General features: G+C 61.1%; 31 protein-coding genes and 1 pseudogene. 17 read left to right on the plus strand and 15 right to left on the minus strand.

The window, feature by feature from the left end; translation table 11 throughout:
* Nucleotides 1-62: 62 nt before the first annotated feature.
* Entirely contained in the window at nucleotides 63-3,518 is a 3,456-nt protein-coding gene (locus ACR1XU_RS07345; RefSeq protein WP_480903693.1) for a chromosome segregation SMC family protein, read from the plus strand.
* A gap of 53 nt (nucleotides 3,519-3,571) precedes the next feature.
* Nucleotides 3,572-3,922: a hypothetical protein gene (locus tag ACR1XU_RS07350; RefSeq protein ID WP_480903690.1), complete on the plus strand. Its 351-nt coding sequence runs from the start codon at nucleotides 3,572-3,574 to the stop codon at nucleotides 3,920-3,922.
* Between the two features lie 74 nt (nucleotides 3,923-3,996).
* On the opposite strand, the gene ACR1XU_RS07355 is transcribed toward ACR1XU_RS07350, so the two are convergent.
* The 6 genes and pseudogenes from ACR1XU_RS07355 to ACR1XU_RS07380 form a co-directional block, all read right to left on the minus strand.
* A complete protein-coding gene (locus ACR1XU_RS07355; protein WP_480903687.1) occupies nucleotides 3,997-4,674 on the minus strand; it encodes a DUF1194 domain-containing protein in 678 nt (225 codons plus the stop codon).
* 155 nt (nucleotides 4,675-4,829) lie between these two features.
* A pseudogene (locus ACR1XU_RS07360) lies at nucleotides 4,830-4,958 on the minus strand (peptidoglycan-binding domain-containing protein); the annotation flags it as partial.
* Nucleotides 4,959-4,979: 21 nt separating this feature from the next.
* Nucleotides 4,980-5,558: a carboxymuconolactone decarboxylase family protein gene (locus tag ACR1XU_RS07365; RefSeq protein WP_480903684.1), complete on the minus strand. Its 579-nt coding sequence runs from the start codon at nucleotides 5,556-5,558 to the stop codon at nucleotides 4,980-4,982.
* Between the two features lie 214 nt (nucleotides 5,559-5,772).
* Nucleotides 5,773-6,936: a lytic murein transglycosylase gene (locus ACR1XU_RS07370; protein WP_480903682.1), complete on the minus strand. Its 1,164-nt coding sequence runs from the start codon at nucleotides 6,934-6,936 to the stop codon at nucleotides 5,773-5,775.
* A gap of 11 nt (nucleotides 6,937-6,947) precedes the next feature.
* Complete coding sequence (gene cbiB, locus ACR1XU_RS07375; RefSeq protein WP_480903679.1) at nucleotides 6,948-7,868, minus strand: adenosylcobinamide-phosphate synthase CbiB; 921 nt, start codon at nucleotides 7,866-7,868, stop codon at nucleotides 6,948-6,950.
* Nucleotides 7,865-8,830 (minus strand): threonine-phosphate decarboxylase, encoded by a 966-nt coding sequence (locus tag ACR1XU_RS07380; protein ID WP_480903676.1) that lies wholly within the window; start codon nucleotides 8,828-8,830, stop codon nucleotides 7,865-7,867. Before ACR1XU_RS07380 ends, cbiB begins: the two co-directional genes overlap by 4 nt.
* Before the next feature lie 183 nt (nucleotides 8,831-9,013).
* Here ACR1XU_RS07380 and ACR1XU_RS07385 point away from each other — a divergent pair, with 183 nt between their 5' ends.
* On the plus strand, nucleotides 9,014-9,376 hold the full coding sequence (locus ACR1XU_RS07385) for a response regulator transcription factor (RefSeq protein ID WP_170611970.1): 363 nt from the start codon (nucleotides 9,014-9,016) through the stop codon (nucleotides 9,374-9,376).
* Here ACR1XU_RS07385 and ACR1XU_RS07390 read toward each other — a convergent pair.
* Entirely contained in the window at nucleotides 9,358-10,347 is a 990-nt protein-coding gene (locus ACR1XU_RS07390) for a glutathione S-transferase family protein (protein WP_480903673.1), read from the minus strand. The genes ACR1XU_RS07385 and ACR1XU_RS07390 overlap by 19 nt on opposite strands.
* Before the next feature lie 210 nt (nucleotides 10,348-10,557).
* On the opposite strand from ACR1XU_RS07390, the gene ACR1XU_RS07395 reads away from it, so the two are divergent.
* Nucleotides 10,558-10,911: a hypothetical protein gene (locus tag ACR1XU_RS07395; protein ID WP_170681560.1), complete on the plus strand. Its 354-nt coding sequence runs from the start codon at nucleotides 10,558-10,560 to the stop codon at nucleotides 10,909-10,911.
* Here ACR1XU_RS07395 and ACR1XU_RS07400 read toward each other — a convergent pair.
* The 3 genes from ACR1XU_RS07400 to ACR1XU_RS07410 are packed head-to-tail and all read right to left on the minus strand — an operon-like array spanning nucleotide 10,908 to nucleotide 12,496.
* The gene (locus ACR1XU_RS07400; RefSeq protein ID WP_480915601.1) at nucleotides 10,908-11,054 is read right to left on the minus strand and encodes a hypothetical protein; all 147 of its coding nucleotides are present in this window, start codon (nucleotides 11,052-11,054) and stop codon (nucleotides 10,908-10,910) included. The two genes, ACR1XU_RS07395 and ACR1XU_RS07400, sit on opposite strands and share 4 nt — an antisense overlap.
* 20 nt (nucleotides 11,055-11,074) lie before the next feature.
* The gene (locus ACR1XU_RS07405; RefSeq protein ID WP_480903670.1) at nucleotides 11,075-11,320 is read right to left on the minus strand and encodes a hypothetical protein; all 246 of its coding nucleotides are present in this window, start codon (nucleotides 11,318-11,320) and stop codon (nucleotides 11,075-11,077) included.
* Nucleotides 11,321-11,323: 3 nt separating this feature from the next.
* Nucleotides 11,324-12,496, minus strand: a complete 1,173-nt coding sequence (locus ACR1XU_RS07410; RefSeq protein WP_170611962.1) for a PatB family C-S lyase — start codon at nucleotides 12,494-12,496, stop codon at nucleotides 11,324-11,326.
* 94 nt (nucleotides 12,497-12,590) lie between these two features.
* On the opposite strand from ACR1XU_RS07410, the gene def (ACR1XU_RS07415) reads away from it, so the two are divergent.
* The 6 genes from def (ACR1XU_RS07415) to speB all read left to right on the plus strand — a co-directional run bounded on the left by def (ACR1XU_RS07415) (nucleotide 12,591) and on the right by speB (nucleotide 15,922).
* Nucleotides 12,591-13,109 carry a peptide deformylase gene (gene def / locus ACR1XU_RS07415; RefSeq protein ID WP_170611959.1) on the plus strand — a complete coding sequence of 173 codons (519 nt, stop codon included), beginning with the start codon at nucleotides 12,591-12,593 and terminating at the stop codon, nucleotides 13,107-13,109.
* A complete protein-coding gene (def, locus tag ACR1XU_RS07420) occupies nucleotides 13,106-13,600 on the plus strand; it encodes a peptide deformylase (RefSeq protein WP_170611957.1) in 495 nt (164 codons plus the stop codon). Before def (ACR1XU_RS07415) ends, def (ACR1XU_RS07420) begins: the two co-directional genes overlap by 4 nt.
* A 42-nt stretch (nucleotides 13,601-13,642) precedes the next feature.
* Complete coding sequence (fmt, locus tag ACR1XU_RS07425; protein ID WP_480903667.1) at nucleotides 13,643-14,557, plus strand: methionyl-tRNA formyltransferase; 915 nt, start codon at nucleotides 13,643-13,645, stop codon at nucleotides 14,555-14,557.
* 5 nt (nucleotides 14,558-14,562) lie between these two features.
* Nucleotides 14,563-14,799 (plus strand): hypothetical protein, encoded by a 237-nt coding sequence (locus tag ACR1XU_RS07430; RefSeq protein ID WP_170611953.1) that lies wholly within the window; start codon nucleotides 14,563-14,565, stop codon nucleotides 14,797-14,799.
* 1 nt (nucleotide 14,800) lies between these two features.
* The gene (locus ACR1XU_RS07435; RefSeq protein WP_480903664.1) at nucleotides 14,801-15,037 is read left to right on the plus strand and encodes a GlsB/YeaQ/YmgE family stress response membrane protein; all 237 of its coding nucleotides are present in this window, start codon (nucleotides 14,801-14,803) and stop codon (nucleotides 15,035-15,037) included.
* Between the two features lie 63 nt (nucleotides 15,038-15,100).
* Entirely contained in the window at nucleotides 15,101-15,922 is an 822-nt protein-coding gene (gene speB / locus ACR1XU_RS07440; protein ID WP_480903661.1) for an agmatinase, read from the plus strand.
* Here speB and ACR1XU_RS07445 read toward each other — a convergent pair.
* The 5 genes from ACR1XU_RS07445 to ACR1XU_RS07465 form a co-directional block, all read right to left on the minus strand.
* A complete protein-coding gene (locus ACR1XU_RS07445; protein ID WP_480490657.1) occupies nucleotides 15,919-16,521 on the minus strand; it encodes a COG3904 family protein in 603 nt (200 codons plus the stop codon). The two genes, speB and ACR1XU_RS07445, sit on opposite strands and share 4 nt — an antisense overlap.
* A gap of 77 nt (nucleotides 16,522-16,598) precedes the next feature.
* Nucleotides 16,599-17,066 (minus strand): ribonuclease HI, encoded by a 468-nt coding sequence (rnhA, locus tag ACR1XU_RS07450; protein ID WP_480903658.1) that lies wholly within the window; start codon nucleotides 17,064-17,066, stop codon nucleotides 16,599-16,601.
* Nucleotides 17,059-17,646 carry a class I SAM-dependent methyltransferase gene (locus tag ACR1XU_RS07455; protein ID WP_170805956.1) on the minus strand — a complete coding sequence of 196 codons (588 nt, stop codon included), beginning with the start codon at nucleotides 17,644-17,646 and terminating at the stop codon, nucleotides 17,059-17,061. Before ACR1XU_RS07455 ends, rnhA begins: the two co-directional genes overlap by 8 nt.
* Complete coding sequence (gene ispH / locus ACR1XU_RS07460) at nucleotides 17,646-18,596, minus strand: 4-hydroxy-3-methylbut-2-enyl diphosphate reductase (RefSeq protein WP_480903655.1); 951 nt, start codon at nucleotides 18,594-18,596, stop codon at nucleotides 17,646-17,648. Before ispH ends, ACR1XU_RS07455 begins: the two co-directional genes overlap by 1 nt.
* A 191-nt stretch (nucleotides 18,597-18,787) precedes the next feature.
* Entirely contained in the window at nucleotides 18,788-19,363 is a 576-nt protein-coding gene (locus ACR1XU_RS07465) for a LabA-like NYN domain-containing protein (protein WP_170611939.1), read from the minus strand.
* Between the two features lie 144 nt (nucleotides 19,364-19,507).
* Here ACR1XU_RS07465 and folK point away from each other — a divergent pair, with 144 nt between their 5' ends.
* The 7 genes from folK to ACR1XU_RS07500 all read left to right on the plus strand — a co-directional run bounded on the left by folK (nucleotide 19,508) and on the right by ACR1XU_RS07500 (nucleotide 25,228).
* Nucleotides 19,508-20,077 (plus strand): 2-amino-4-hydroxy-6-hydroxymethyldihydropteridine diphosphokinase, encoded by a 570-nt coding sequence (gene folK, locus ACR1XU_RS07470; protein ID WP_480903652.1) that lies wholly within the window; start codon nucleotides 19,508-19,510, stop codon nucleotides 20,075-20,077.
* A gap of 94 nt (nucleotides 20,078-20,171) precedes the next feature.
* Nucleotides 20,172-20,525, plus strand: a complete 354-nt coding sequence (gene rpoZ / locus ACR1XU_RS07475; protein WP_170611935.1) for a DNA-directed RNA polymerase subunit omega — start codon at nucleotides 20,172-20,174, stop codon at nucleotides 20,523-20,525.
* 26 nt (nucleotides 20,526-20,551) lie between these two features.
* Nucleotides 20,552-22,684, plus strand: coding sequence for a RelA/SpoT family protein (locus tag ACR1XU_RS07480; RefSeq protein ID WP_170611933.1), 2,133 nt, complete (start codon nucleotides 20,552-20,554; stop codon nucleotides 22,682-22,684).
* Nucleotides 22,685-22,700: 16 nt separating this feature from the next.
* Nucleotides 22,701-23,399 carry a DUF2062 domain-containing protein gene (locus ACR1XU_RS07485; protein ID WP_170611931.1) on the plus strand — a complete coding sequence of 233 codons (699 nt, stop codon included), beginning with the start codon at nucleotides 22,701-22,703 and terminating at the stop codon, nucleotides 23,397-23,399.
* The gene (locus ACR1XU_RS07490) at nucleotides 23,392-24,138 is read left to right on the plus strand and encodes a pyridoxine 5'-phosphate synthase (protein WP_480903649.1); all 747 of its coding nucleotides are present in this window, start codon (nucleotides 23,392-23,394) and stop codon (nucleotides 24,136-24,138) included. The genes ACR1XU_RS07485 and ACR1XU_RS07490 overlap by 8 nt, the downstream gene beginning before the upstream one ends.
* Nucleotides 24,135-24,758 carry a LysE family translocator gene (locus ACR1XU_RS07495; protein ID WP_480903646.1) on the plus strand — a complete coding sequence of 208 codons (624 nt, stop codon included), beginning with the start codon at nucleotides 24,135-24,137 and terminating at the stop codon, nucleotides 24,756-24,758. The genes ACR1XU_RS07490 and ACR1XU_RS07495 overlap by 4 nt, the downstream gene beginning before the upstream one ends.
* Nucleotides 24,758-25,228, plus strand: a complete 471-nt coding sequence (locus ACR1XU_RS07500) for a hypothetical protein (RefSeq protein WP_170805961.1) — start codon at nucleotides 24,758-24,760, stop codon at nucleotides 25,226-25,228. Before ACR1XU_RS07495 ends, ACR1XU_RS07500 begins: the two co-directional genes overlap by 1 nt.

Genomic DNA, 25,228 nt, shown 5'->3' on the forward strand with positions numbered 1-25,228 from the left:
GACACCTCCCCCTTCGGTTGCGCAGACTTCCTACTCATAGGAATCACGGGACCCAGCGGCCATTGCGCTTTAGCAAACTCAAACTGACCGGCTTCAAAAGCTTTGTTGATCCGACCGATCTGATCATCGCGGACGGGTTGACCGGTGTGGTGGGTCCGAATGGATGCGGCAAGTCCAATCTGCTCGAGGCACTGCGCTGGGTCATGGGGGAAAACCGCCCGAAATCCATGCGCGGCGGCGCGATGGAGGATGTGATTTTTGCCGGCGCTGCCACGCGCCCCGCCCGCAATTTCGCTGAAGTGGTCCTGACCATGGACAACTCGGAACGTCTGGCGCCATCCGGGTTCAACGAGAGCGACCAGCTTGAGATCGTCCGCCGCATCACCCGCGATGTGGGCAGCGCCTACAAGACCAACGGCAAGGACGTGCGCGCCCGTGACGTGCAGATGCTGTTCGCCGATGCCTCGACCGGTGCACATTCACCGGCGCTGGTCGGCCAAAACCGCATCGCCGAACTGATCAACGCCAAACCCCGCGCGCGCCGCCGCATTCTTGAAGAGGCGGCGGGTATCTCGGGCCTGTATCAGCGCCGGCACGAGGCCGAGCTGAAATTGAAAGGAACCGAAGCCAACCTGACCCGGGTCGATGATGTGCTGGAACAATTGGGCACCCAACTGGCGCAACTCGCCCGTCAGGCCCGCCAGGCCGCCCGCTATCGCGAGATCGGCGAACAACTGCGGCAGGCTGAAGGGATGTTGCTGTATCGTCGTTGGAAAGAGGCCGACATGGCCCGCCAGCAGGCCGAGGAAAAACTGCGCGACCGCATCACCGAAGCCTCGCGCGCCGAGGCCGAAGCCCGCGCGGCTGCCGCCAAACGCGCCGAGATCGAAGAAACCCTGCCACCGCTGCGCGAGGAAGAAGCCATCGCCGCCGCCGTCCTGCAGCGCCAGCAGGTTCAGCGCGACCAGCTTTCCGATCAGGAATCCCGCGCACGCCAAACCATCGAAACCCTGACCAACCGCATCAAGCAACTTGGCAACGATATCGAACGCGAAGCCGGGCTGAACCGCGACGCGGGCGAGATGATCGAGCGTCTGGAATGGGAAGCCCGTGAGCTGGCCAAAGCGACCGAAGGTCATGACGACAAAGTCTCCGAGGCTGCCGAAATCGCGCGCGAAGCCGCATCCGTGCTGCAGGACCGCGAGGATCACCTGTCGCAGGAAACCGAGGACATGGCCCGCCTCGTCGCCCGCCACCAGTCGGCGCAGCGGCTGGTCGAGGACAGCCGCAAGACCCTGTCCCGCTCTGAGGCCGAAGAAGACAAGGCGCGCGCCGCCGTGGATGAGGCCAAAGCTGCCCTGACCCGTGCCAGCGAAGCCTTTGAGGCCGCGCAAGACGGTGAGGAAGAAGCCCGCGAAGCCGCCGAAGCCGCCGAGGAAGCTCTGGCCTCCGCTGACGAGCTGCGCAACGACACGCAGGCCCGCGAAGCGGAAGCCCGCGCGCAAAGGTCCGAAGCCGAAGGGGAGTTGGGGGCCATTCGCGCGGAAACCATGGCGCTGGCCAAACTGGTCGAACGGGATACGGCCGAAGGCGGGCAGGTGCTTGATCTGCTGCGTGTGGCGCCGGGCTATGAAAAGGCGCTGGGGGCTGCGTTGGCCGACGATCTGCGCGCGCCCCTGGTCGAAGGCGACGGTCCTTCCGGCTGGGTTCAGGTTGCGGGATATGACAATGATCAGCCCTTGCCCGACGGTGCGGAACCGCTGGCGCTGCATGTCTCGGGGCCGGATCGCCTCAGCCGCCGGATTGCGCAAATCGGGTTGGTGGATGCCGATCTGGGCGCGCGACTGCAAGCTTCTCTGAAGCCCGGCCAGCGGTTGGTGTCGCGGTCCGGCGATTTGTGGCGCTGGGACGGTTTCAGGGCCTGGGCCGAGGATGCGCCAAGCGCCGCGGCCCTGCGGCTGGAACAGCTCAACAAGCTGGAGGCGCTGAAGCAGGAACTGACCCGTACCGAAGCGCAGGCCGATGGTGCCCGCGCCGCGCACGAGGCACTGTCTCGGAAACTGGCGGACGTGACCGAAGCCGATCGACGCGCGCGCGAAGCCCGCCGTGCTGCCGATCAGCGCATGGCCGAAACCGCCCGCCTGCTGAGCCGGGCCGAGGCCGATCGCAACCTGGCGCAGGGCAAGCTGGAAACCCTGTCCCTTGCCGTGGATCGCCATAAAGAGGACGCCATGTCCGCCCGGGTCCAGCTGCGCGAGGCCGAGGGTGCATTGAGCGGTCTGGGCGACCTCGACAGTGCTCGAGCGCAGGTCGAGGACATCAAGCAGACGGTCGAGGCGGCGCGGATCACCATGCTGACCCACCGTTCGACCCATGACGAATTGCGCCGCGAGGGCGAGGCGCGGACCCGGCGCTCGCAAGAAGTGACGAAAGACCTCAGCGGTTGGAAGCACCGTCTGGAGACGGCGGAAAAACGTATTTCGGAACTGGCTGAACGCAAGGAAAGCTCCGAAGAGGAGCTGACCGAGGCAATGGCCGCCCCCGGCGAGATTGCCGAGGCCCGCGAGGAACTGAACGAACTGATCGAAGCGGCCGAGGCCCGCCGGGCCGAGGCCGCCGACAAACTGGCTGAGGCCGAGACCCAGCAGCGCGAGGTGGTCCTGGCCGAGCGCGAGGCGGAACGCCATGCCTCGGAAGCCCGCGAATCCCGCGCTGCCGCCGAGGCGCGCTGTGATGCGGCGAAAGAAAGCGTCGTGGCTGCGGCCGAACGCATTGCCGAGGATCAGCAACTGACCCCGAACCAGCTATTGAACCAGTTGGACACCAACCCCGACCAGATGCCCGCCGCAGATGCGCTGGAGGCCGAAGTGAACCGCCACAAGCGTCAGCGCGACGCGATGGGCGCAGTGAACCTGCGTGCCGAAGAGGACAGCAAGGAGGTTCAGGAGGAGTTCGACACCCTGAACAGCGAAAAGGCCGATCTAGAAGAGGCCATCAAGGCCCTGCGCAGCGGCATCGCCAGCCTCAACCGCGAAGGGCGCGAACGGTTGCTGACCGCATTCGAACAGGTGAACGCGAACTTCGCCATGCTGTTCAAACACTTGTTTGGCGGCGGCGAGGCCAATCTGGTCATGGTCGAAAGCGACGATCCGCTGGACGCGGGGCTTGAGATCATGTGCCAGCCGCCGGGCAAGAAACTCTCGACCCTCAGCTTGCTGTCGGGCGGTGAACAAACGCTGACGGCGACGGCGCTGATCTTCGGCGTCTTCCTCGCCAACCCCGCACCGATCTGTGTGCTGGACGAAGTTGACGCGCCGCTGGATGACGCCAACGTCACGCGCTTCTGCGATCTGCTGGACGAGATGTGCCGCCAGACCGACACGCGCTTCCTGATCATCACCCACCACGCGGTGACCATGGCGCGGATGGACCGGCTGTTTGGCGTGACCATGCAGGAGCAGGGCGTCAGTCAGCTGGTCTCGGTCGACCTCAAGAAGGCCGAGCAGATGGTCGCCTGATCCATCACTGCAATGTCATGCCCATTTCAGACCCGCGCAGGGTAGGGTGGGGCATGACCCGTTTTCTGATCATTGCCCTGCTGACCGCCAGCCCGCTTGCGGCTGCAGAATGGACCACCAAACCCGGAGACGTCCCCCTGAGCGCGCAGGAATTGGACGCATTGGCGGGCCGCACGCTGACATTCTACGACGACGGAAAATCGAAATACTCGGTGGGAGGGGCCTATTCCTACACCTACGCCAGCGGCGAATCCGCGTTCGGCACCTATTCCATCGCCGAGGACGGCAGCGTTTGCATCGCCTATCGCAACGGCTTCAGCCGCTGTGACCTGTATGTCCGCAGTGGTGAACGGCTGATCCTGATTGATCAGAAAGGGAACCGCTATCCGGTGCGGCCGGAGTGAGAGCGAGGTGTGCACCGTTGATCGCTTCCTCCACTCGCTGCCAGGCGGGACTACGCTACCATGCGCTCTATTTGCTATCGCGTTGCAAGCAGCTGATCTTGGAGTTCCCGTAGCAGCTTTCTCTTCATGGCCCGCGCGTAGTCAGCATACCCGTTCGCGATTTCTACAAATGCGCCGGGCCCAGAAATTACATGGTTCGCATAGTAGGCTTGAACCTCTGTCTCGGCACCTTCGATCACTAGCCCGTTGACAGTCACGCGCTCGAAAGGAAAGTGTCTGTAAGCGCTTTCTGGCGGGTAGCGGTGGTTGTGGATGCCATCACCGGACACATCGAGAACAAGCCGGTCGCACCAAGACACCTCACTAAGTTTAGTCGCTCCGAAACTAAGCGCAGCCCCTATTGCAGTCGGATATTCGGCCGCTCCGCGCTGATGGACGAACAAGCGCTCAATGAACCCGGACAAATCCTGTTCGTTGCGGATAAATTTCCAGGGAGAGATGATCGTTTGCTGGTGGTAACCACTCCATTCGTAGGCCATCAGCGCAACAGCTCTGGACAGGATCACGCTTCGTACTGATGGGTCGGACAGTGCGGCAGCCAGGCCTTCACGCTGCATTTTGTATTCGGCATCGTCCACGCTGACCGAAACATCGAGTGCAAAAGCAAGGGCAGTCGAGCATTCTGGTTCTTCTGCTGTTGCCGGGCAGGTCGGCAGCAGCGCCAATAGGGCAATGCGTGCCAAAGGGATCATCGTGAAGCGCTCCTTTGCAACGTGTTTGATGAAAGAACGATAGCATATCGCCCGGGATTCGTCAGAATCGGCGTTGCCAGAACACTTGAAGCTTCGGAACATCCTTCTGTGCTATGGTCCGGTCTGGGCCCTAATCAGACACTTTATCACTACCGCTACAACAACTCCGCCGTTGGCCACGCATCCGCAGGCAGCCCCAAGCGGACCTGTTCGGCCTGCGCTGCTGCCCGCGTTCCGGCAACCAGAATGCCATCGATCATGCCCACGTCATGCCCGCGCGCCTTCCAAGCGCTTGCAGAAAAAGGCTATTTGCGACCAACAGCCAGTTCAGCCCGGATCGCCGTGTCTGAGTCTAAAAAAGCTGCTTCGGGGGAAGCGCCGACAGCATCGAAGTAGCGGCTCAAGAAGTTCCGGAATGAAGCTGCGAGTGCGATGTCAGCGATGTTGAGGTCGCTGAAACCTAACGCTTTGAGCTTGTCGATGTCCTGCTCCGAGACCATTGACGAGTTTCTGGTTATCTTCTCGGCATACTCTAACATCGCAACCTGTCGCTCGCTCAATCCGGCATTTCGATAATCCCGATGAACCGCAATCGCAGTCTCACGATCAAGCATCTCCGAAAGAACCTTGAAATATACGTGCGAACAATAGCTTGAAGGAACGTGGCGCGCCGCGACAAAGGTAATGAGACGGAAATCGATCAGGTCGAGAGAGAAACCATCCCGGATCTGGTGCAAGAGAGACTCGACCGGGACGATGATGTCGGGGCGGGCCGACCAACACTGGGTCGCCTCCATGACACGTCCCATCGATGCAATTTCTGCATTGTAGAGCTCCGCGATTTCTCCAGTTGCCTCGTTTGGCTCGATTGTCTTGATGTACATGTACAGCTCCCGGCAGCCGCGGTCAGAAAAACTCTACTACCCCCCCTCTGTTTTCTGGCAATCCTGAAAGCGCTTATCGGTCAATTCGATAAGCGCCCGGTCCGGCCAAAGAACGTCTCTTGCGAAACGGCCTCGTCGACAATTGAGGTCAAACCATGGGGACATTCGATTCCATTAGTAGCATCGTCAGAATGGGCTCAAAGCAGAGATTTCATCACAACCGCCCCAGCAATTCCGCCGTTGGCCACGCATCCGCAGGCAGCCCCAACCGGACCTGTTCGGCCTGCACCGCAGCGCGTGTCCCAGCGCCCAGAATGCCATCGATCTTGCCCACGTCGTGCCCGCGCGCCTGCAGCTTGCCCTGCAACTGCTTCATTTGCGCACCGGACAGGCCCTGCGCCGGATTGCCCGCATTGTAGATCTGCGCGCCTTCCAGACGTGTACCGAAATAGGCGGCGGTCAGAACATAGACAAAGCTCTGGTTCCATTCGAAATAAACGTCGAAATTCGGATAGGCCAGAAAGGCCGGGCCGTTGTGACCCTGCGGCAGGATCAGCGAGGCGGGCAAATCCGCCAACGTCCCATCGCGCGCCTGAACGCCCATCGCCTGCCAATCTGACACGGGCCGCGGTTTGCCGGGGCCGGATAGCGACCAATCCATCTGCGCTGGTACCGTGACTTCCTGCAGCCACGGCTGACCCGGTTGCCAGCCCAGATGCGACAGCATCTTGGCCCCCGACATCAGCGCATCGGGCGCGGATGTCTTCAATGAGACCTTTCCGTCGCCGTCCCCATCGACACCGTTTTCCAGAATGTCACGCGGCAGCATCTGCACCATTCCGATCTCGCCCGCCCAGGCGCCGGTGGTGCGGGCCGGGTCGAAATTGCCTTGTTGGTACAGCTCGATTGCCGCGAAGATTTGCGGCCGGAACAGTTCGGGACGGCGGCAGTCATGGGCCAGCGTCACCAGCGCGTTGCGGGTGTTGAAATCGCCCTGAAACGCGCCGTAGTCGGTCTCGAACGCCCAGAACGCCAACAACACCCCGCGTGAGACGCCGTATTCCCGTTCGATCCGGTCGAACACAGCATCGTATTTTCCTGACATGGCCTTGCCCCGGTCGATCCGGTTCTGCGAGATCAGGCGGCGGGAAAACTCGATGAAGGGTTTCTGGAACACGCCCTGCGCCCGGTCAGCCTTCAGCACTGCGCCATCCTGCTGAACGCCATTGAAAAAGCCGTCCACGGTGGATGTGTCGAATCCCTGCTCAATGGCTTCGTCTTTCAGGCCCTTTACAAAGGAATTGAACCCGCCGCCGCATTGGGCAAAGGCAGGGGCGGCAAACAGGGTGGCGGCGATCAGGCCGGAAAGAAAACGCATGAGTGTGTCCGTCAGAAAATAAAGTTAAGCCCAACCCACACCGACACGAGGCCCAGTGCAAGCCCCCAAACCCGCCAAAGCATGTCACATGCGCTGAAAACCTCTGTCGCGCCGATCTCGCGCGGGGCTTCGCCATTGACCCAGGCCAGATCGCGCACCTGCCCGTCGTAGCTGCGCGGTCCGGCCAGTGCCACGTTCAGCGCCCGCGCCATAGCGGCTTCGGGCCAGCCTGCATTGGGCGAGATGTGTCGGTGTGCATCCCCTGTAATTTCAGGCCAGCGGTTCCATTGTGCCGACAACGCCACGATCATCAGACCGGTCAGCCGGGCCGGGATCAGGTTCAGCAGATCGTCGAACCGGGCCGCGGCCCAGCCGAATTCCCGATATTTGTCGTTGCGATAGCCGATCATGCTGTCGGCGGTGTTCACGGCCTTGTAGATCAGCAGGCCCGGAAGCCCCGCGACCAGAAACCAGAAGGCCGGCGCGATCACCCCGTCGCTCAGGTTCTCGGCGGCGCTTTCGATGGCCGAGCGTGCAACCTGCGCCTCGCTCATGTCGCGCGTATCACGCGACACGATCATCGCGACCTTCACGCGCCCTTCGGGCAGGGATACTCGCAACCCGTCCGCCACGTCCTTCACATGCGACACCAGCGATTTCTGCGCCAGCAGGATCGCGCAGATCACGACCTCGGCCATCCATCCCAGAAGCGAGAGCGCCCAGGCAATCAGGACCGACGCAACAACCAGCAGGGCGACAACCCCGACACCCTTGAGCCGTCGTCTGGCCCCATGGTTCAGGCGCTTGTCCAGCCAGCCGATTGCATTGCCGATTACCACTGCAGGGTGACGCAACCGCGACCACAGCCAGTCCGGTTCACCCAGCGCAGCGTCCAGGGACATGGCGCAGATCAGCACGAACGCGCCAGTCACAGCGCGGCCTCAAGCCTGTCCCAGCCGTTGGCGGGCGGCAGGCCAAGACGCAGATAGGTTTCGGAATAGGGAAAGATGCGGCTCCAGATATGGGCGTGGGCCAGACGGTCCTGCCAGGCGGCGGCATTGTCCACCTCGTAGAGGCGGAACAGGGTCGTTCCACCGACCAGCCTTGCGCCCTTGTGCGTGACCAGCCTGTCCAGCTGTGCGGCTTCGTCACTCAATCTTGCACGGGTGGCCTCGGCCCAGCCGGTGTCCTGCAGCGCCCGGGTTCCGATACGCAGGGCCGGACCCGATACCGCCCATGGTCCGGTCAGATCGTTCAGTCGGGCGATCATGTCCTTCGGACCGACGGCAAAGCCCAGCCGCAACCCCGCCAGCCCCCAGAACTTGCCGAAGCTTTTCAGAACGATTGTGCCGGGACGGTCCGACAGACGGATCAGTGAGGCGCCGGGTGTGACGTCGCAAAAGCTCTCGTCAATCACAGTTAGCGGAGAATCGGCGTCGCGCTCGGCCCAGATCCGGCCATCCGGGTTGTTGGGGTGCACGATCACCCGGGCCTCGGCCGCGCCGTCCCCGGTGACTGACCAGCCCTGTGCGGCAAAGGCCGCCGCGTGTTCATTATAGGTGGGCATCGTGATCCGGACCCGCCCCGTTGCTGCAAGCGCGGGAATGCGGGCGATCAGGGCCGACGCGCCGGGCGCGGGCAGAATCGCGGCCTCATCGGGAACCGACCAGAACTGGCGCGCAGCCTGGGTCAGACGCTCGAACGCGCCGTGATCGGGCAATTCGGTCCAGTCCGATGGCACCAGCCCGGAAGCTTCGTAGGGATGAGGGTTGATCCCGGTCGACAGATCAATCCAGTCGCTGCGCGTGCCACCATAGCACCGGATGGCCCCGTCCAGCCCGCCGCCGTGATCCCGGGTGCTGCGCGGGTTCAGGTTGTTATCGCCGCCGATCATGTGAATTCTGCCCCAAAACGCCCGATTCAGCCCGCTTCAAGCGGATTTTTGCCATTTTGACAAGCAAATCCGCGTGATCGGGGTCCCTCAAGGCCGTCATTAACACTTTGTTAAGGAAATCGCGTGATCACGAATTACGGGGGTCGGCACCGTTCACCTTATCAAGTGCCGAGGTTGTTGCAAATGAATGTTCTGATTGTTGAGAGTAACCCCGACCTTGGTCGGGTCTGGAAAAGGCATCTGGAAAGACAAGGCGCGATCGTTACGCTCGTCGCCGGCCAGGAGGCTGCGATCCTTGCGCTTTACGGAACGGCCTTTGACGTTATCGTTCTTGACTTGGTTCTGGAAACCGGCAGCGCGCTGGCGGTTGCGGATTTCGCCAGCTATCGCCGCCCCGAGGCGCGGGTGATCTTTGTCACCAACACCACGTTCTTCTCGGACGGTTCGATCTTTGCCCACAGTCCCAATGCCTGCGCTTATGTGCAAAGCGAAACGCCGCCAGAGGATCTGGCGGCGATGATCGAGCATTACGCGGCGGGTCGCTGATCGCGCCGGTGCGGTTCTGAATAATCCAGCTCCGGGTTCACGGGAATGATGCGATGCGGGTTTATGCTGTCGTGGCTATAGTGATAGTGGCGCACGATGTGGTTCATGTTCACCGTCTGTGCGACGCCCGGCCACTGATAAAGTTCGCGCGTATAGGCCCAGAGGTTCGGGTAATCGATCAGCCGCCGTTTGTTGCACTTGAAATGCAGATGATAGACCGGGTCGAACCGGATCAGGGTGGTGAACAGACGCCAGTCGGCCTCGGTCACGCGGTCGCCCATCAGATAGCGGCTTCGGGTCAGCCTCTCCTCCAGCCAGTCCAGCGTGTCGAACAACGGATGCACGGCCGCGTCATAAGCTTCCTGTGTGGTGGCAAAGCCTGATTTGTAGACACCGTTGTTGACGTCGGAATAGATGCGGGCGTTGACCGCTTCAATCTCATCCCGCATCGCCTCGGGCCAATAGTCATCGGTATTGCCGGTGATCCCGTTGAAGGCGCTGTTAAACATCCGGATGATTTCCGAGCTTTCGTTCGACACGATCGTCTCCTGCGCCTTGTCCCAAAGGATCGGTACCGTCACACGGCCCGAATAGGCAGGATCGGCTTTGGTGTAGATTTGATGCGCATGGGTCAGACCATAAAGCGTGTCGCCCGTGGCACCTTGCGCGTCCGGTTCGAATGTCCACCCCTGATCCAGCATGTCCGGGTTGACCACAGACACAGAGACATGATCGCGAAGACCCTTCAGTTCCCGAAAGATCAGCGTGCGGTGCGCCCAGGGGCAGGCAAAACTGACATACAGGTGATAGCGCCCGCTTTCCGCCGCAAACCCGCCCTTGCCCGACGGGCCGGGGCTGCCATCGGCGGTCAGCCAGTTGCGAAACTGCGCGGCCGAGCGTTTGAAAGCTCCGCCGGTTGATTTGGTGTCATACCAGGTGTCATGCCACGTGCCGTCGATCAACAGGCCCATATCGGCTCCTCCATTTGCAGTTCCCCAAAACATATGATGCCGCGCCGGACCTTCCTACGTCACCAAGCGCGCAACCGGTCTGCGCCGGTGCACATCCGGCGCTGGGATTTTCGTGCAACAGATCATTGGCAAGCCGCGCCATGTGACCCGGTTCACTGGATTTTTACATCCATGCCCTCACAATAAAGGGCACCGAAGGGGAATTTTTGTATGAGTACGTATGTTTCAAAGGAAATGCGCGCCGAGTTGGACGCCGCGCGAATCGCCACATTGAAGAAAACCAGCCGTTTGCGGGTGGAGATGGGCGACAATTACTTCAAGATCCTCAAATTGTGGAAAGACGGTTTCTCGGTTGAGGCCGCGACGACTCCGCGCCTGCGCGGGCTGGTCGACATCTATGACGGCGCGACCCACCTGTACCAATGCCTGATCATCGCCGACGAAGAGGAAGCGGGCGAAATGCGCTATGAATTCAAGCGCAACACAGTTGCCGCCGACAGCGCTCCGCTGGATTTCTACCGCTCCCCCGATGCGCCGATCGCACTTCTGGGGCATGAGGACTAGGGGCGGATTTCCACCGTCCTACCGTGTTCCGTAAGGCTCCAAAACTGCGCTATCTCGATATTGGAGGTCGCAATGCAGCCTGCTGTCCAATCGCCGGGTAACGTCGGCCCGACAACGCCGATGGATTGCCAGTGGATGAAAATATCGCCACGGGGATCAACCCCTACTGCCGCGCAAGAGCGATGCCCTTTGGTTGCGGATAATCAATCCCAATGGACAGGTGAAATGCGCTTTGCGGATTGTCGCGATTGACGGCGAAATTACCCTCGGGCGTATTGCCGTCGCCTCCCCCTACCTTATCGCCATCCGCTGCAAACCCCAGCGCGATATCGGGCTGCATCACCACCGCGCCCATCGGAGTCGCGGTCAGGCGCTGGGCAGATTCCTCGATCAAAAAGGCTCGGCGCACCTGTTACTGCAAGTCGCCAAACGCCCGTTTCAGCCGGGCGCAGGCGTCTTCGACCCGTGATTTCTGGGTCGCCAGATTGAACCGCTCAAACGTTTCGCCGCCCGTGCCGAAACCGGGCCCCGATGAGGTCGCGATCTTTGCATCCTCGCGCAGGCGGCGGACAAATTCGGCGTGATCCATCCCGGTGCCCGAGAAATCGACCCAGGCCAGATAGGTCGCCTGCAACGGCATCGACCACAGTCCGGGAATTTCGGCGATGGCGGCATCGAACAGTTTCCGGTTGTCGATCAGATGCGCGATCTGCGCATCGACCCATTCCGCCCCCGCAGGGGAATAGGCGGCGGTAACCATGGCAACACCCAGAGCGGATGGATCATAGTCCAGCGTGTAAAGCCGGTGCCGCATCGTGGCGCGCAGCTTGTCGTCGGGGATGATCAGGTTGCCGGTGCGTTGACCCGCGATGTTGAACGTCTTGGACGCCGCCGTCAGCGTCACCGTCCGGGGCCGTGCCTCGGGGGCGGCGACATCCATCGGCACGAAGGTGTTTCCAGGATAGACCAAATCGTGGTGAACCTCGTCTGAAACCAGAAGTAGCCCGTTGCGTTCTGCAAAGGCGGCAACAGCCCGCAGTTCATCCGGCGTCCAGACCCGGCCCGACGGGTTCTGCGGCGAACACCACAGCAGCAGCTTCTCGGATCCGTCCAGCCGCGACTGCGCATCTTCCAGATCCAGCGCGTATGTATCGCCGTCGCGCACCAACGGGCATTCCACGACGCGCCGCCCGGTCTTGTTCACCTTATGGGCAAACTCGTGGTAAACCGGCGGGAAAATGACCACGCCATCGCCCGGTTCGCTCCAGACATCCAGACACAGTGCAATGGCATTACCCAGGCCTTGCGCGGACAACACCCAGTCAGTGTCGATTTGCCAGTTGTGCCGGGTTTTCATCCACCAGGCGATGGCCTCAAGGTATTGCGGGTGCTGCCAGGAATACCCGAAAGTCCCTTGATCGGCCGCCGCGCGCACCGCTTCGATCACGCAAGGCGCGGTGGCATAATCGGAATCCGCCGTCCACATCGCCAAACCGTCCCGGGGTGAAACTCCGTACAATTGTTCCATCTTGTCCCACTTGGTACAGTTGGTTTCGCGGCGGTCGATCGGGTCGTTGAAAGTCATGTCTGCTCCATTTGTCACGCCGAAAGCTAGCCACTATTGACACAAGCGCAAGGGGGGCGTTGCGGCTGGGCTCGCGTTGCCCTAAATCAGCCTCATGAAACGTGATATTCTGATCCATCCCGATCCCCGCCTGAAAAAGGTCTGCGCGCCTGTGGCCGACCTGACGGACGCGCTGCGCACGCTGGCCGACGACATGCTGGAGACGATGTATGATGCGCCCGGCATTGGCCTTGCCGCGCCGCAGATCGGCGTGCTCGAGCGGCTGATCGTGCTGGATTGCGTCAAGGAAGAGGGCGAAGCGCCGCGCCCGCTGATCATGTTCAACCCGGAAGTCATCGCCGCCTCGGAAGAAACCAATGTCTATGAGGAAGGCTGCCTGTCGATCCCTGAACAGTATGCCGAAGTGACCCGGCCCAAGGTGGTGGACGTGGCCTGGATGGACGAGAACGGCAATGCACGCACCGAAACATTTGACGGTTTGTGGGCAACCTGCGTTCAGCATGAGATCGACCACCTGAACGGAAAGTTGTTCATCGACTATCTCAAACCGCTCAAACGCCAGATGATCACCCGCAAGATGCAGAAGCTCAAACGCGAACGGGCCCGGACATGACCGTCCGCACCTGCCTGCCCTGGCCGGACAAGCGCCTGCGCACAAAGGCAGATGACGTCACCGAGATCACCGACGAAATTCGCGCCATCTGGAACGACATGATCGACACGATGGAGGCGATGCCGGGCGTTGGCCTCGCTGCGCCTCAGATCGGCGTCATGCTGCGGCTGGCCGTAGTCGATGGCTCGACCGAGCGGGGCCGGGCGATCCGGCTGGCAAACCCGGAAATCCTGCACAGTTCCATTGAGCTGCGCGAGCATGATGAGGCCAGCCCGAACCTGCCCGGTGTGTCGGCCAAGGTGAAGCGTCCGCGCGCGGTGACGGTGAAATACATCAATGAACAGGGCGTCGTCGACCGCCGCGACTTTGTCGGGATCGAGGCGACAAGCGTTCAGCATCAGATCGACCACCTGAACGGACGGATGTATTTCGACCGCCTCAGCAAGGTCAAACGCGACATGCTGCTGCGCAAGGCCAAGAAACTCACGTAGGCCGGGCTTCAGCCCGGCACCCCAGCACCTCCGGAGCCGACGATGCGCATAATCTTCATGGGAACCCCTGATTTCTCGGTCCCGGTGCTGGATGCGCTGGTCGAGGCCGGGCACGAGATCGCCGCCGTCTATTGCCAGCCGCCGCGCCCGGCCGGACGTGGAAAAAAAGACCGTCCGACCCCCGTACATGCCCGCGCCGAGGCGCTGGGCCTGACCGTCCGCCATCCCGTTTCGCTGAAATCAACCGAAGAACAGGCCAAATTCGCGGCACTGAAGGCAGATGTGGCCGTTGTTGTCGCCTATGGGCTGCTCCTGCCGCAACCCGTTCTGGATGCGCCCGCGCGGGGGTGTCTGAACATCCATGCCAGCCTGCTGCCGCGATGGCGCGGCGCCGCCCCGATCCACCGGGCGATCATGTCGGGGGATGCGCAGACCGGTATCTGCATCATGCAGATGGAGGCCGGACTGGATACCGGCCCGGTCCTGCTGCGTCGGGCAACTGATATCGGGTCCGAGGAGACGACGGCCCAATTGCACGACCGGCTGTCCGGCATGGGTGCCGGGCTGATTGTCGAAGCGCTTGCCAAACTGCCTGATCTGACACCCGAGCCGCAGCCCGATGATGGCGTGACCTATGCCACCAAGATTGACAAGGCCGAGGCGCGCATCGACTGGGCACGGCCCGCCGTCGAGGTTGATCGCCAGATCCGCGGCCTGTCACCGTTTCCCGGCGCATGGACGGAAATCAGCGGCGAGCGCATCAAGCTGCTGGGGTCGCGTCTTGCCGAAGGGCAGGGCGCACCCGGCGAGGTTCTGGATGCAACCCTGCGCGTGGCCTGCGGTGACGGGGCGGTCGAACTGCTGCGCTTGCAAAGGGCGGGCAAAGGCGCGCAGGATAGGGAAACCTTTCTGCGGGGCTGGCCGATCCCAACCGGCACCCGGATGTCTGCGGAGTAAGCTGAATGTTCATGATCTTGATGGGCACCGTCGTGATCGCCGGAATTGTGGGGTATCTGGCTGAAAAGACGGGCTTTACGCATAACGGATATCTGCCCTCGATCATCATCTGCGTTGGCGGGGCTTTTCTGTTCTATTTCGTCCGTATCATGTTCGGCATCAGCTTTGGCCCGCCCGGTCTGGACGCAATGCTGTCCTCCATCGGGGCCCTGATCATCGTGCCGACGCATTGGAGGAAATGACATGCCGGTTGTCGCCTTGATCGTGATCGGAGCCGCCGCAGGTTTCCTCGCCACGCGATTGATGCGGATCGAGGCCGATATTCCCACCACCATGCTGATTGGCATCGTTGGCGCTCTGATTGGCGGCTTTGTGTTGCGGATGCTGGTGACTGTGATGGGCTGGCTTTCCGGCTTCGTCGGCGCTTTTTTGGGCGCGCTTCTGGTGATCTGGCTGTGGCAGAATTACCTGCGGCGCTGATGTCTTGACCTTTCGGTGCGTTAAGGGCCAGATCACGGCCGATCCGCAACGTAAGGAAGTCCAATGCCGCATGATCTGAAACCGGATGACGTCGCCCTGATGGGTGTCCCGCTGGACCTGCATTCCTCATTCCTGCAAGGTCCGGCCTTTGCCCCGGGCCGCATCCGCGAGGCGTTGCATTCCGGTGCCGCCAATCTGACCGCCGAAGACGGCACCGATCTGGGCGCGACCGACCGGTTCAGGGACACGGGCGATCTGGACGTGTTCGAGATGCGCGGCCAGGAACCCATTGACCGGATCGAAACAGGGGCAGCCGAGCGCATCGCCACAGGCGCGCGGTTGTTGTCGCTGGGCGGCGATCATTCGGTCGCCTTTCCACTGATCAAGGCGCATTCCGAACGGTACGAAGGGCTGAACATCCTGCATATCGATTCACACCCCGATCTGTATGACGAACAGGATATCGGCCCGCTTGGCCATGGATGCCCCTTTGCCCGCGTGATGGAAAGCTGCCGGATCAACCGTCTGGTGCAAGTTGGCATCCGGACGATGAACACCCATCAGCGAGAGCAGGCCGAAAAGTTCGGGGTCGAGGTCATCGACATGCGCAACTGGCGATCCGACCTGCAGATTTCTTTCGAAGGTCCGGTCTACCTGTCGCTGGATCTGGACGCGCTGGACCCGGCCTTTGCGCCCGGTGTCTCGCATCACGAACCCGGTGGTCTCAGTACGCGCGAGGTCATCGACCTGATTAACCGGTTTCAGGGCCAGCTGGTCGGTGCGGATATCGTGGAACTGAACCCTCATCGCGACCCCTACGGCATGACGGCCATGGTCGCGGCCAAGTTTGTCAAGGAAATCGGCGCGCGCCTGCTGCGCCGTTAGCGGTCGTCACAAACCTCGGCTGATCCAAGCCGCGGGGCGGTGCCGGTCGTCATGCCAAACAGTTCGGTCTCGGCCGCGGTCATCCAATGCATGCCCTCGGCCGGGGCTGCGGCCAGCGTGAACCAATAGAACTCCTCGGGCGCGCCGATATCGCGGAAATAGTCCAGATAGCGGTCGTGTTCGGGGTCGGTGGTTGGAATTTCGGTCGCAACGATGCCTGCCCCGCTCCAGCTGTGAACGCCGACGCAGGCGCCCGGCTGCAAAATGCGCCGCTTGCCGGCCAGGAACAGATCCGTTCCGCCAGACGCAATCAGCCCGTTTGACGGAACGATGATGTCGAACCCTGCATCATGCACCGCGCGGCTGAACACCACATTGGCGTCATCGTCCGCCGACCCTTCGATATTCAACAACACCAGCGTCCGGATGTCCGGGTTGCGCGCGACGACCTTTTCAAAGGCGGCAAGCGTGGTGTCATCGATTGTGCCGGTTGCGATGATCTGATCATCCCGGGCGACAAACTGCACAGGCTGGTAAAACGTGCCGCATGACGCCAGCAGGCTCAGGCAGGTGCAAATAATGACTGGCCTGGTTTTCATCCGGAAACTCGCACTGTGATGGCCATGAGGTATCAGCGCGAAGATGGCCCGTCCACCGGTCAGGGCGACACTGCGGCTCAGGCCTGCGCCTTCTTGGGTTTGAACGGGGCCATTCCGGCACGGGCCAGTTCATCGGCACGTTCGTTCTCGGGGTGTCCGGCATGACCTTTGACCCATTCCCAGGTCACGTTATGGCGCGACTGCGCTTCGTCCAGCCGCTGCCACAGATCGACATTCTTGACCGGTTTCTTGTTCGAGGTCTTCCAGCCGTTTTTCTTCCAGCCGAATATCCAGCCGGTGACGCCGTTTTTGACATAGGCGCTGTCGGTCACGATGGTGATTTTCGACGCCCGCTCCAGTGTTTCCAGCGCACTGATCGCGGCCAGCAATTCCATCCGGTTGTTGGTGGTTTCGGCCTCTCCGCCGTTCAGTTCACGCTCTTTCAGAATGCGTTCGCCATCCACCGCGCGCAAAAGAACACCCCATCCGCCGGGGCCGGGATTTCCCGAACACGCACCATCGGTGTAGGCAAACAGATCAGGCATGGGCGAAAACCAGAACGAACCCGTCATAGGACCCGGCCAGGCCTTTTCCCATCCCGGTCACGCAACGACCCAGCGTGAAACCGGCATCGGCAAGCGCCGTTTCGATCTCGGGTTGCGAATAATAGGTGTAGTACCGGTCCAGATCGTCGCGATGTTCGCCCGTACCCAGCTTCATGCCCAGAAACAACTGGCCGCCGGGTTTCAGCGCCCGGTGGATCGCGCTCAGATGCCGGGGGAAATCGGCGCGTGGGGCGTGCAGCAGGGAAAAGCTGGCATAGATGCCGTCATATTCAGCCTCTTCGGTGACGTCCTCGAACGTGCCCAGATGCGCATCCACCCCGTTTTCGCGGGCATGGTCCACAAAGGCTGGCGTGGCATCCAGCGCCCTGACCTTCAGGCCCTGCCGCATCAGAAACGCACTGTCCGATCCGGGGCCCGAGCCCAGATCCAGCACGTATCCGCCTGCGCCGACCGCGTCGGCAAAAGCCTGTCGTGCCTCAAGCTGTTCGGCAGGCAGCGGCATCTGCAGATAATCCGATACCCGGCTGGTATAAGCGTCGATCGTTTTCCGGTCTGGCATCACGCAGGCTCCCTCAGCACGCGCGGCACTTTGAACTCCACGTTTTCCACGGCGGTCTCAACCAGTTCGACGGTCACGTTGTAATGATCGCGGAAGGCATCAATCACCTCGTTGACCAGCACTTCGGGGGCCGAGGCTCCGGCGGTGATGGCGATGCTGGAAATCCCCTCAAGCGCGCGCCAGTCGATCTCGGTCGCGCGCTGCACCAGCTGTGCGTAGTTGCACCCCGCGCGCGACGCGACCTCGACCAGACGGCGCGAGTTGGACGAGTTCGGTGCGCCCACCACCAGCAGGGCATCGGATTTCGGCGCCACCGACTTGACCGCTTCCTGCCGGTTGGTGGTGGCGTAACAGATGTCTTCCTTGTGCGGACCGACAATGGCGGGGAACCGCGCCTCAAGGGCTGCAACGATATCCCGCGTGTCATCCACCGACAGGGTGGTCTGCGTGACAAATGCCAGCTTGCCCGGGTCGCGCACCTGTACCTGCGCCACATCGTCGACGGTTTCCACCAGCAGCACCTCGCCATCGGGCAGTTGCCCCATGGTGCCAACAGTCTCGGGATGGCCCTTGTGGCCGATCATGATCATCTGCAGCCCGGCATCCGCGTGGCGCTGTGCCTCGACATGGACCTTGGACACAAGCGGGCAGGTGGCGTCGACATAGATCATCTCGCGCTGGGCGGCCGTGGCGGGAACCGATTTTGGCACACCATGGGCGGAGAAGATCACCGGCCGGTCGTCGGGGCATTCGTCCAGCTCCTCGACAAAGACCGCGCCCTTGTCGCGCAGCCCGTCGACCACGAATTTGTTGTGCACGATCTCGTGGCGCACATAGACAGGCGCGCCCCATTTCTGCAGCGCCATTTCCACGATCTTGATCGCACGGTCCACACCGGCGCAGAAGCCCCGCGGGGCAGCAAGGTAGAGTGTCAGGGGCGGCTTGTTCATTGGGCGGTCTCCTTACGGCACAGGTATTTCTTTTCCTGGCCTTGGTCCAGACAGAACCGCGTCATCGATCTGACATGAATCGGTGTTACCAAGATGGTGTTTCAGCACCTGTTCCTAGTTAAAGAAAGCGCGGCCAGGATCCAGATCCTGACCGCGCATATTTTTTCCCCATCAAGAAAACGTTGGCCGGGTTAGTGCCCGCCAGCGACCGCGACACTGCGCGTCTCAGCGGGCATCTCGCGCGGAGGGCGGCCGATCACGTCGCGCAGGTCCTCAAGTTCGATGAAGTTGTCGGCCTGTCGACGCAGCTCGTCCGAGATCATCGGCGGCTGGCTACGGATGGTCGAGACCACCGAAACGCGCACGCCCTGGCGTTGCAGGCTGGCAATCAGCGGGCGGAAATCCCCATCGCCCGAGAACAGCACGATATGATCTACGCGCGGTGCCAGTTCCATGGCATCGACGGTAAGCTCGATATCCATGTTCCCTTTTACTTTCCGACGCCCCATGCTGTCGGTGTATTCCTTGGCCGGCTTCGTCACCATGGTGAAACCGTTATAGTGCAGCCAGTCGACCAGCGGGCGGATGGGTGAGTATTCGTCGTTTTCCAGTAGCGCCGTGTAATAAAAAGCTCTAAGCAGTTTGCCTCTGCGCATGAATTCCTGACGCAGCAACTTGTAGTCGATATCAAAGCCGAGTGCTTTTGCGGCCGCATAAAGATTCGAGCCGTCGATGAACAGCGCCAGCCGTTCGTCCTTGTAAAACATAAATAGGTCCTTCCGGTATAATCCAGAGCGCCGCTTGTTACGTGAGTGAGCGAGTGAGAAAAATTATGGGCACCCCGATACCCCATAATTTAGTGCTTTTAATGTGTATCGCAAGTATGCAATTCGCCGAATATAGGGGGTGTAATGGTTAATTCTTCGTTAATCGCGGTTGTAGCGCTGGGTGCCAATCTCAGTCTGAGAGGAGCCGTGCCGGAAATGACCCTACGTCAATCTCTGGATGCGCTGGCGCACCGGGGTGTGGTGATTCGCTCTGTCAGCCGCTTTTTTGCGACCCCCTGTTTTCCCGCAGGTGCGGGTCCGGATTACGTCAATGCGGCAGCTTTGATCGAAACAGATTTGGCACCGGAGGACCTGCTTCAGATCCTGCACGAGGTCGAGCATGAGTTCGGGCGCGAACGCGCGCAGAGGTGGGGGATGCGGACGCTGGATCTGGATCTGATCTGTTACGGCGACCAGGTGCATCCGGACCGGGCGGAGCATGACCGCTGGCGCACCCTGCCGACGCAGGACCAGGCCCGTCAGGCCCCCGACCGTCTGATCCTGCCGCACCCACGCCTTCAGGACCGGGCTTTCGTTCTGGTTCCGATGGCTGATGTGGTGCCCGACTGGCAGCATCCCGTATTGGATCGGACAGTGACCGAGATGGTCGCAGCTCTGCCGCCTGAAGACGTTGCGCAGGTTACGCCGCTGTGATCCGCGCATTTTCGGTATTTCCCGCTTGTCAATGCCGGGATTCGCGCTTAGATAATCCCCTTCCTGACATGGATTCAGTAACGGAGAGCGCTCAATGGCCCGCGTGACGGTTGAAGACTGCGTAGACAAGGTACCGAACCGGTTCGAACTGGTGATGCTTGCCGCCCATCGTGCGCGCGAGATTTCCGCCGGTGCGTCGATCACCGTGGATCGCGACAACGACAAGAACCCCGTCGTGTCGCTGCGCGAGATTGCCGACGAAACCCAAAGCGCGGATGACCTGCGCGAGCGTCTGATCGAAGCCAACCAGACCCAGATCGAGGTTGATGAGCCGGAAGAAGATCAGATGGCGCTGCTGATGGGTGCGGAATCGGACAAGCCTGCCGATGACGACATGTCGGAAGAAAAGCTCCTGCGCGCTCTGATGGAGGCACAGGGTCAGGGGTAAGCCCAAAGAATGAGGGTGCGGACCGGATGATTTCTGCTGACGACCTGATTGCGCTGGTCCGCAACTACAACCCAAAGACAAATGCTGATCGCATCGCCCGCGCCTATGAGTTCGGGATGCAGATGCACGAAGGGCAGTTCCGCCACTCCGGCGAGCCCTATTTTTCCCATCCCGTTGCCGTTGCCGCCATCCTGACCGAACAGCGTCTGGATGATGCAACGATCATCACGGCGCTGCTGCACGACACGATCGAAGATACCAAGGCCAGCTATGGCAAGGTCTCGGAACTGTTCGGCGACGAGGTCGCCAAATTGGTCGACGGCGTCACCAAGCTGACCAACCTGCAGCTTTCCAGCCGCGAAACCAAGCAGGCCGAGAATTTCCGCAAGCTGTTCATGGCCATGTCCAAGGACCTGCGGGTCATTCTGGTCAAGCTGGCTGACCGACTGCACAACATGCGTACCATCAAGGCGATGCGCCCGGAAAAGCAGGTGCAGAAAGCGCGCGAGACGATGGATATCTATGCGCCGCTTGCAGGCCGCATGGGGATGCAGTGGATGCGCGAGGAACTCGAAGACCTCGCCTTCCGCGTCCTGAACCCCGAAGGCCGCCAGTCGATCATTCGCCGCTTCATCACCCTGCAACGCGAAACCGGCGACGTGATCCACCGCATCACCGGCGACATGCGCCACGAACTGGAAAAGGCCGGGATCGAGGCCGAGGTCTTTGGCCGCGCCAAGAAACCCTATTCGATCTGGCGCAAGATGCAGGAAAAGGATCAGGGCTTCTCGCGCCTCTCGGACATCTACGGATTCCGCATCATCACGCCCAGCGAGGAAGACTGCTATCGCACCCTCGGGGCCATTCACCAGCGCTGGCGCGCGGTGCCCGGTCGGTTCAAGGATTATATCAGCCAGCCGAAATCGAACGGCTACCGCTCGATCCACACCACGGTTTCGGGGCGTGACGGCAAACGGGTCGAAGTTCAGATTCGCACCCGCCAGATGCATGACGTTGCCGAAACCGGTGTCGCCGCGCACTGGTCCTATCGCGATGGCGTGCGCTCGGAAAACCCGTTTGCCGTCGACCCGGCCAAATGGATCGCCAATCTGACCGAACAGTTCGACAACGAGGATGATCACGAAGACTTCCTCGAAGCAGTTAAGTTGGAGATGTATTCCGACCAGGTGTTCTGCTTCACCCCCAAGGGTGACGTGGTGAAACTGCCGCGCGGGGCGACACCGATCGACTTTGCCTATGCTATCCATACCCGCATCGGGCATGCCTGCGTGGGGGCAAAGGTCGATGGTATCCGGGTGCCGCTGTGGACCCGGCTCAAGAACGGACAGTCGGTGGACATCATCACCGCCGATGGCCAGACGCCGCAGGTCACATGGCTGGAGATTGCCGTCACCGGCAAGGCGCGCACCTCGATACGGCGCGCCCTGCGCGAGGTTGACCGCGAGCGGTTCATCAAACTGGGCAAGGAACTGGCCCGCGCCGGGTTCGAACATGTGGGCCGCAAGGCCACTGACAAGGCGCTGGACACTGCCGCCAAGCACCTGCGCCTGAAGGATCGTCATGAATTGCTGGCCCGTCTGGGCAGCGCCGAACTGACCGCGCACGAGGTGGTCAGCGCCGTCTATCCCGAACTGACCCAGGACGACGGCGATGCCATCCCGCTGCGCCGCGCGGTCATCGGACTTGAGGCGGGGCAGAAATTCGACCGCGCACCCTGCTGCCAGCCGCTGCCGGGTGAACGCATCGTTGGCATCACCTATCGCGGCAAGGGCGTGGTGGTCCATGCCATTGACTGCGACCGCCTGTCCGAATTCGAGGATGAGCCCGAGCGCTGGGTTGATCTGCACTGGCATCACGGCACCCATCAGGCGGTTTATGGCGCGACACTGGATCTGACCATCGGCAATGATGCCGGTGTGCTGGGGCGAATCTGCACATTGATCGGCGAGAAAAAGGCCAATATCTCGAACCTGGAATTTGTCGACCGAAAACCGGATTTTTACCGCCTGCTGATCAATGTCGAACTGCGTGATCTGGAGCAGTTGCATTCGCTGATGCTGATGCTCGAAGCGGAAAGCGACGTTGCCGCGGTGGAGCGTTTCAGGGATCGGACTAAAACCGCAGTGGCGGCTGGTTGAGAGAGGGTGATCACGAGTGGTTTTCAAGCGCCGAGACCGACGCTCGCCTGCCCGGATCGCTTCGGAATTTGTCTATCCCCGTGGGGGCTGGACCCGTGCCTTTCACTATGTCAAACACCGCGTCCGTCGCCTGCCTGACACGCCCGAACGCATTGCGCGCGGTATCGGGGCAGGGGTCTTTGCCGCATTCACCCCTTTCTATGGTCTGCACTTTCTGGTTGCGGCGGTCGGCGCGCGGCTGATCAACGGCAATATCCTGGCCTCCCTTAGCGGTACGTTTTTCGGCAATCCTCTGACTTATGTCCCCATCGGTGTGATCTGCCTGCAAACCGGGCATTTCCTGCTGGGAACCGAGTTCGAAAAAAGCGAAACCCGTGGTCTGATGGGCAAGTTCGCCGATGCCATGGGCGATCTGAAGGACAATTTCTTCGCGATGTTCACCGACCGGGTCGCAGACTGGGACGGACTGAGTATCTTCTATAGCGAGGTATTTTATCCCTACATGATTGGAGGCGTACTCCCGGGCCTTCTGGCCGGGATAATCTGCGGGTATCTCAGCTTGCCGCTGATCCGCAAATACCAGCAGCGCCGCCGGGCGAAGATCAAGGCGAAATTTGAAGAAATCAAACGGCTGGCCGGCGCAAAGACTGCCGTTCCCGAAACAAAGCCTCTAGGCTCGGGCCAAAACCAGAAAAAGGAATCGCGTGATGTCTGACAACTATCTGCGTCTGGGCGTGAATATCGACCACGTGGCCACCGTGCGCAACGCACGTGGTGGGGACTATCCCGACCCTCTGCGCGCCGCAAGGATCGCGGAAGAGGCGGGCGCGGACGGCATCACCGCGCATTTGCGCGAAGATCGCCGCCATATCTCGGACGCCGATATCGACGGGCTGATGGAGGTTCTGTCGGTGCCCCTGAATTTCGAAATGGCCGCGACCGACGAGATGCAGAAAATTGCCCTGCGCCACAAACCGCACGCAGTGTGTATTGTCCCGGAAAAGCGCGAGGAACGCACCACCGAAGGCGGGCTCGAAGTCGCGCGCGAGGAAAACAAGCTGGCCCATTTCATCGCCCCCCTGCGGGATGTCGGCTGCCGCGTGTCGATCTTCATCGCCGCCGACAAGCGCCAGATCGACGCCGCCCATCGCATCGGTGCCGAGGTGATCGAACTGCATACCGGCGCCTACTGTGATTTCCACGCCGAAGGCCACATGGAAGACGCCGCGCGCGAGTTGGAAGCGCTGCGCGAGATGTCCACATACGCCCATTCGCTGGGGCTTGAAGTTCACGCGGGCCATGGCCTGACCTATGAATCCGTCAAACCCGTTGCCGCTTTCCCCGAGGTGCGCGAACTCAATATCGGCCATTTCCTGATCGGCGAGGCGATTTTCCGGGGCCTAACACCAGCGATTGTCGAGATGCGCCGCCTGATGGATGAGGCGCGCGCATGATCACGCCCGCCTTTGTCGCCATCTGGTTTGCCTGGCTGATGGCCGGCGGCTCTCCGGGTCCGGCGACGATGGGCATCGCGGGCACCGCCATGAACGAAGGCCGCCGCGCGGGCTTGGTGTTTGCATTGGGCATCTGCGCCGGGTCCGCTGCATTGGGCATCGCGGCAGCGCTCGGGCTGTCGGCGATCATGCTGGCCAATGTCTGGGTATTCGAGGTGATCCGTTATATCGGCGTGGCCTATCTGGGCTGGCTGGCCCTCAAGGCCCTGCGCCGCGCCTTGTCCGCGGATGAGGTCGCGCTGGGCAACCCGGTCACTGGCTCGCTGCAAGCAATATTCGCCAAAGGTGCCGCCATCCACCTGACCAACCCCAAGGCGATCCTCAGCTGGGGCTCGATCTACGCCATCGTCGCCCCGAATGACGCCAGCCTTCTGATGTTGCTGGGCTATTTTGCAATGCTCTACGCAGGCTCACTGCTCATCTTCGTCGGCTACGCCTTCCTGTTCTCCTCCGCTCGCATGGTCCGCGCCTACCGCCGCGCCCGCCGCTGGTTCGATCTGGCCTTTGCGGGGTTCTTCGGGCTGGCGAGTTACAAGATACTGACGGTAAGGGTGTCGTGATGAACCTATGGGCACCCGAGCAGAAAATCTTGTTGTTTAATCGAGTTGGATACATAGCGTTGTTCATACTTTTTCTTATGACGTATGTGAATGCAGGTGTTGGTACAGAAAAACTGGGTCTGGATGGTGTGTATTTCTTTCCGCTCGATGTCTTGGTACTCCCGGTTGTTATGGCGTCGTTGATCCAAACACATCCATGGTCCAAACGACTTACTGCAGCGACCCCAAACGCTACCTTATGGTACAACGCCACCTACATGGTTGGACTTTCGGTATCGGTTTTGTGGGCGGCGCAACTCTCAGCATTGGTTTACGGATTCAGGTATTGGCACAGAATTGATATCTGGGATTTTATCCTGAGAAACGTCATTCTTCTGTTCTGGGCACTGGTTGCCATAGCCATTTGTCGCGCTGTGTTAGGGCAGGCTATACAGGCAAAGAAAACTCTCTTCGGCGACAAAAGAAATTGA

It is taken from the genome of Ruegeria sp. D1(2025), assembly GCF_056536425.1.

What these genes read in the sequence shown, in the direction of transcription:
- ACR1XU_RS07455 (WP_170805956.1), bottom strand. Translation starts at nt 17,646, where the DNA reads ATGCCAGACCGGAAAACGATCGACGCTTATACCAGCCGGGTATCGGAT.
- ACR1XU_RS07430 (WP_170611953.1), top strand. Translation starts at nt 14,563, where the DNA reads ATGTTCATGATCTTGATGGGCACCGTCGTGATCGCCGGAATTGTGGGG.
- ACR1XU_RS07445 (WP_480490657.1), bottom strand. Translation starts at nt 16,521, where the DNA reads ATGAAAACCAGGCCAGTCATTATTTGCACCTGCCTGAGCCTGCTGGCG.
- ACR1XU_RS07495 (WP_480903646.1), top strand. Translation starts at nt 24,135, where the DNA reads ATGATCACGCCCGCCTTTGTCGCCATCTGGTTTGCCTGGCTGATGGCC.
- ACR1XU_RS07480 (WP_170611933.1), top strand. Translation starts at nt 20,552, where the DNA reads ATGATTTCTGCTGACGACCTGATTGCGCTGGTCCGCAACTACAACCCA.
- ACR1XU_RS07385 (WP_170611970.1), top strand. Translation starts at nt 9,014, where the DNA reads ATGAATGTTCTGATTGTTGAGAGTAACCCCGACCTTGGTCGGGTCTGG.
- folK (WP_480903652.1), top strand. Translation starts at nt 19,508, where the DNA reads ATGGTTAATTCTTCGTTAATCGCGGTTGTAGCGCTGGGTGCCAATCTC.
- ACR1XU_RS07435 (WP_480903664.1), top strand. Translation starts at nt 14,801, where the DNA reads ATGCCGGTTGTCGCCTTGATCGTGATCGGAGCCGCCGCAGGTTTCCTC.
- rnhA (WP_480903658.1), bottom strand. Translation starts at nt 17,066, where the DNA reads ATGCCTGATCTGTTTGCCTACACCGATGGTGCGTGTTCGGGAAATCCC.
- rpoZ (WP_170611935.1), top strand. Translation starts at nt 20,172, where the DNA reads ATGGCCCGCGTGACGGTTGAAGACTGCGTAGACAAGGTACCGAACCGG.
- def (WP_170611959.1), top strand. Translation starts at nt 12,591, where the DNA reads ATGAAACGTGATATTCTGATCCATCCCGATCCCCGCCTGAAAAAGGTC.
- ACR1XU_RS07490 (WP_480903649.1), top strand. Translation starts at nt 23,392, where the DNA reads ATGTCTGACAACTATCTGCGTCTGGGCGTGAATATCGACCACGTGGCC.
- ACR1XU_RS07465 (WP_170611939.1), bottom strand. Translation starts at nt 19,363, where the DNA reads ATGTTTTACAAGGACGAACGGCTGGCGCTGTTCATCGACGGCTCGAAT.
- fmt (WP_480903667.1), top strand. Translation starts at nt 13,643, where the DNA reads ATGCGCATAATCTTCATGGGAACCCCTGATTTCTCGGTCCCGGTGCTG.
- ACR1XU_RS07350 (WP_480903690.1), top strand. Translation starts at nt 3,572, where the DNA reads ATGACCCGTTTTCTGATCATTGCCCTGCTGACCGCCAGCCCGCTTGCG.
- ACR1XU_RS07410 (WP_170611962.1), bottom strand. Translation starts at nt 12,496, where the DNA reads ATGACTTTCAACGACCCGATCGACCGCCGCGAAACCAACTGTACCAAG.
- ispH (WP_480903655.1), bottom strand. Translation starts at nt 18,596, where the DNA reads ATGAACAAGCCGCCCCTGACACTCTACCTTGCTGCCCCGCGGGGCTTC.
- ACR1XU_RS07395 (WP_170681560.1), top strand. Translation starts at nt 10,558, where the DNA reads ATGAGTACGTATGTTTCAAAGGAAATGCGCGCCGAGTTGGACGCCGCG.
- def (WP_170611957.1), top strand. Translation starts at nt 13,106, where the DNA reads ATGACCGTCCGCACCTGCCTGCCCTGGCCGGACAAGCGCCTGCGCACA.
- ACR1XU_RS07390 (WP_480903673.1), bottom strand. Translation starts at nt 10,347, where the DNA reads ATGGGCCTGTTGATCGACGGCACGTGGCATGACACCTGGTATGACACC.
- speB (WP_480903661.1), top strand. Translation starts at nt 15,101, where the DNA reads ATGCCGCATGATCTGAAACCGGATGACGTCGCCCTGATGGGTGTCCCG.
- ACR1XU_RS07365 (WP_480903684.1), bottom strand. Translation starts at nt 5,558, where the DNA reads ATGTACATCAAGACAATCGAGCCAAACGAGGCAACTGGAGAAATCGCG.
- ACR1XU_RS07380 (WP_480903676.1), bottom strand. Translation starts at nt 8,830, where the DNA reads ATGATCGGCGGCGATAACAACCTGAACCCGCGCAGCACCCGGGATCAC.
- ACR1XU_RS07355 (WP_480903687.1), bottom strand. Translation starts at nt 4,674, where the DNA reads ATGATCCCTTTGGCACGCATTGCCCTATTGGCGCTGCTGCCGACCTGC.
- ACR1XU_RS07370 (WP_480903682.1), bottom strand. Translation starts at nt 6,936, where the DNA reads ATGCGTTTTCTTTCCGGCCTGATCGCCGCCACCCTGTTTGCCGCCCCT.
- ACR1XU_RS07500 (WP_170805961.1), top strand. Translation starts at nt 24,758, where the DNA reads ATGAACCTATGGGCACCCGAGCAGAAAATCTTGTTGTTTAATCGAGTT.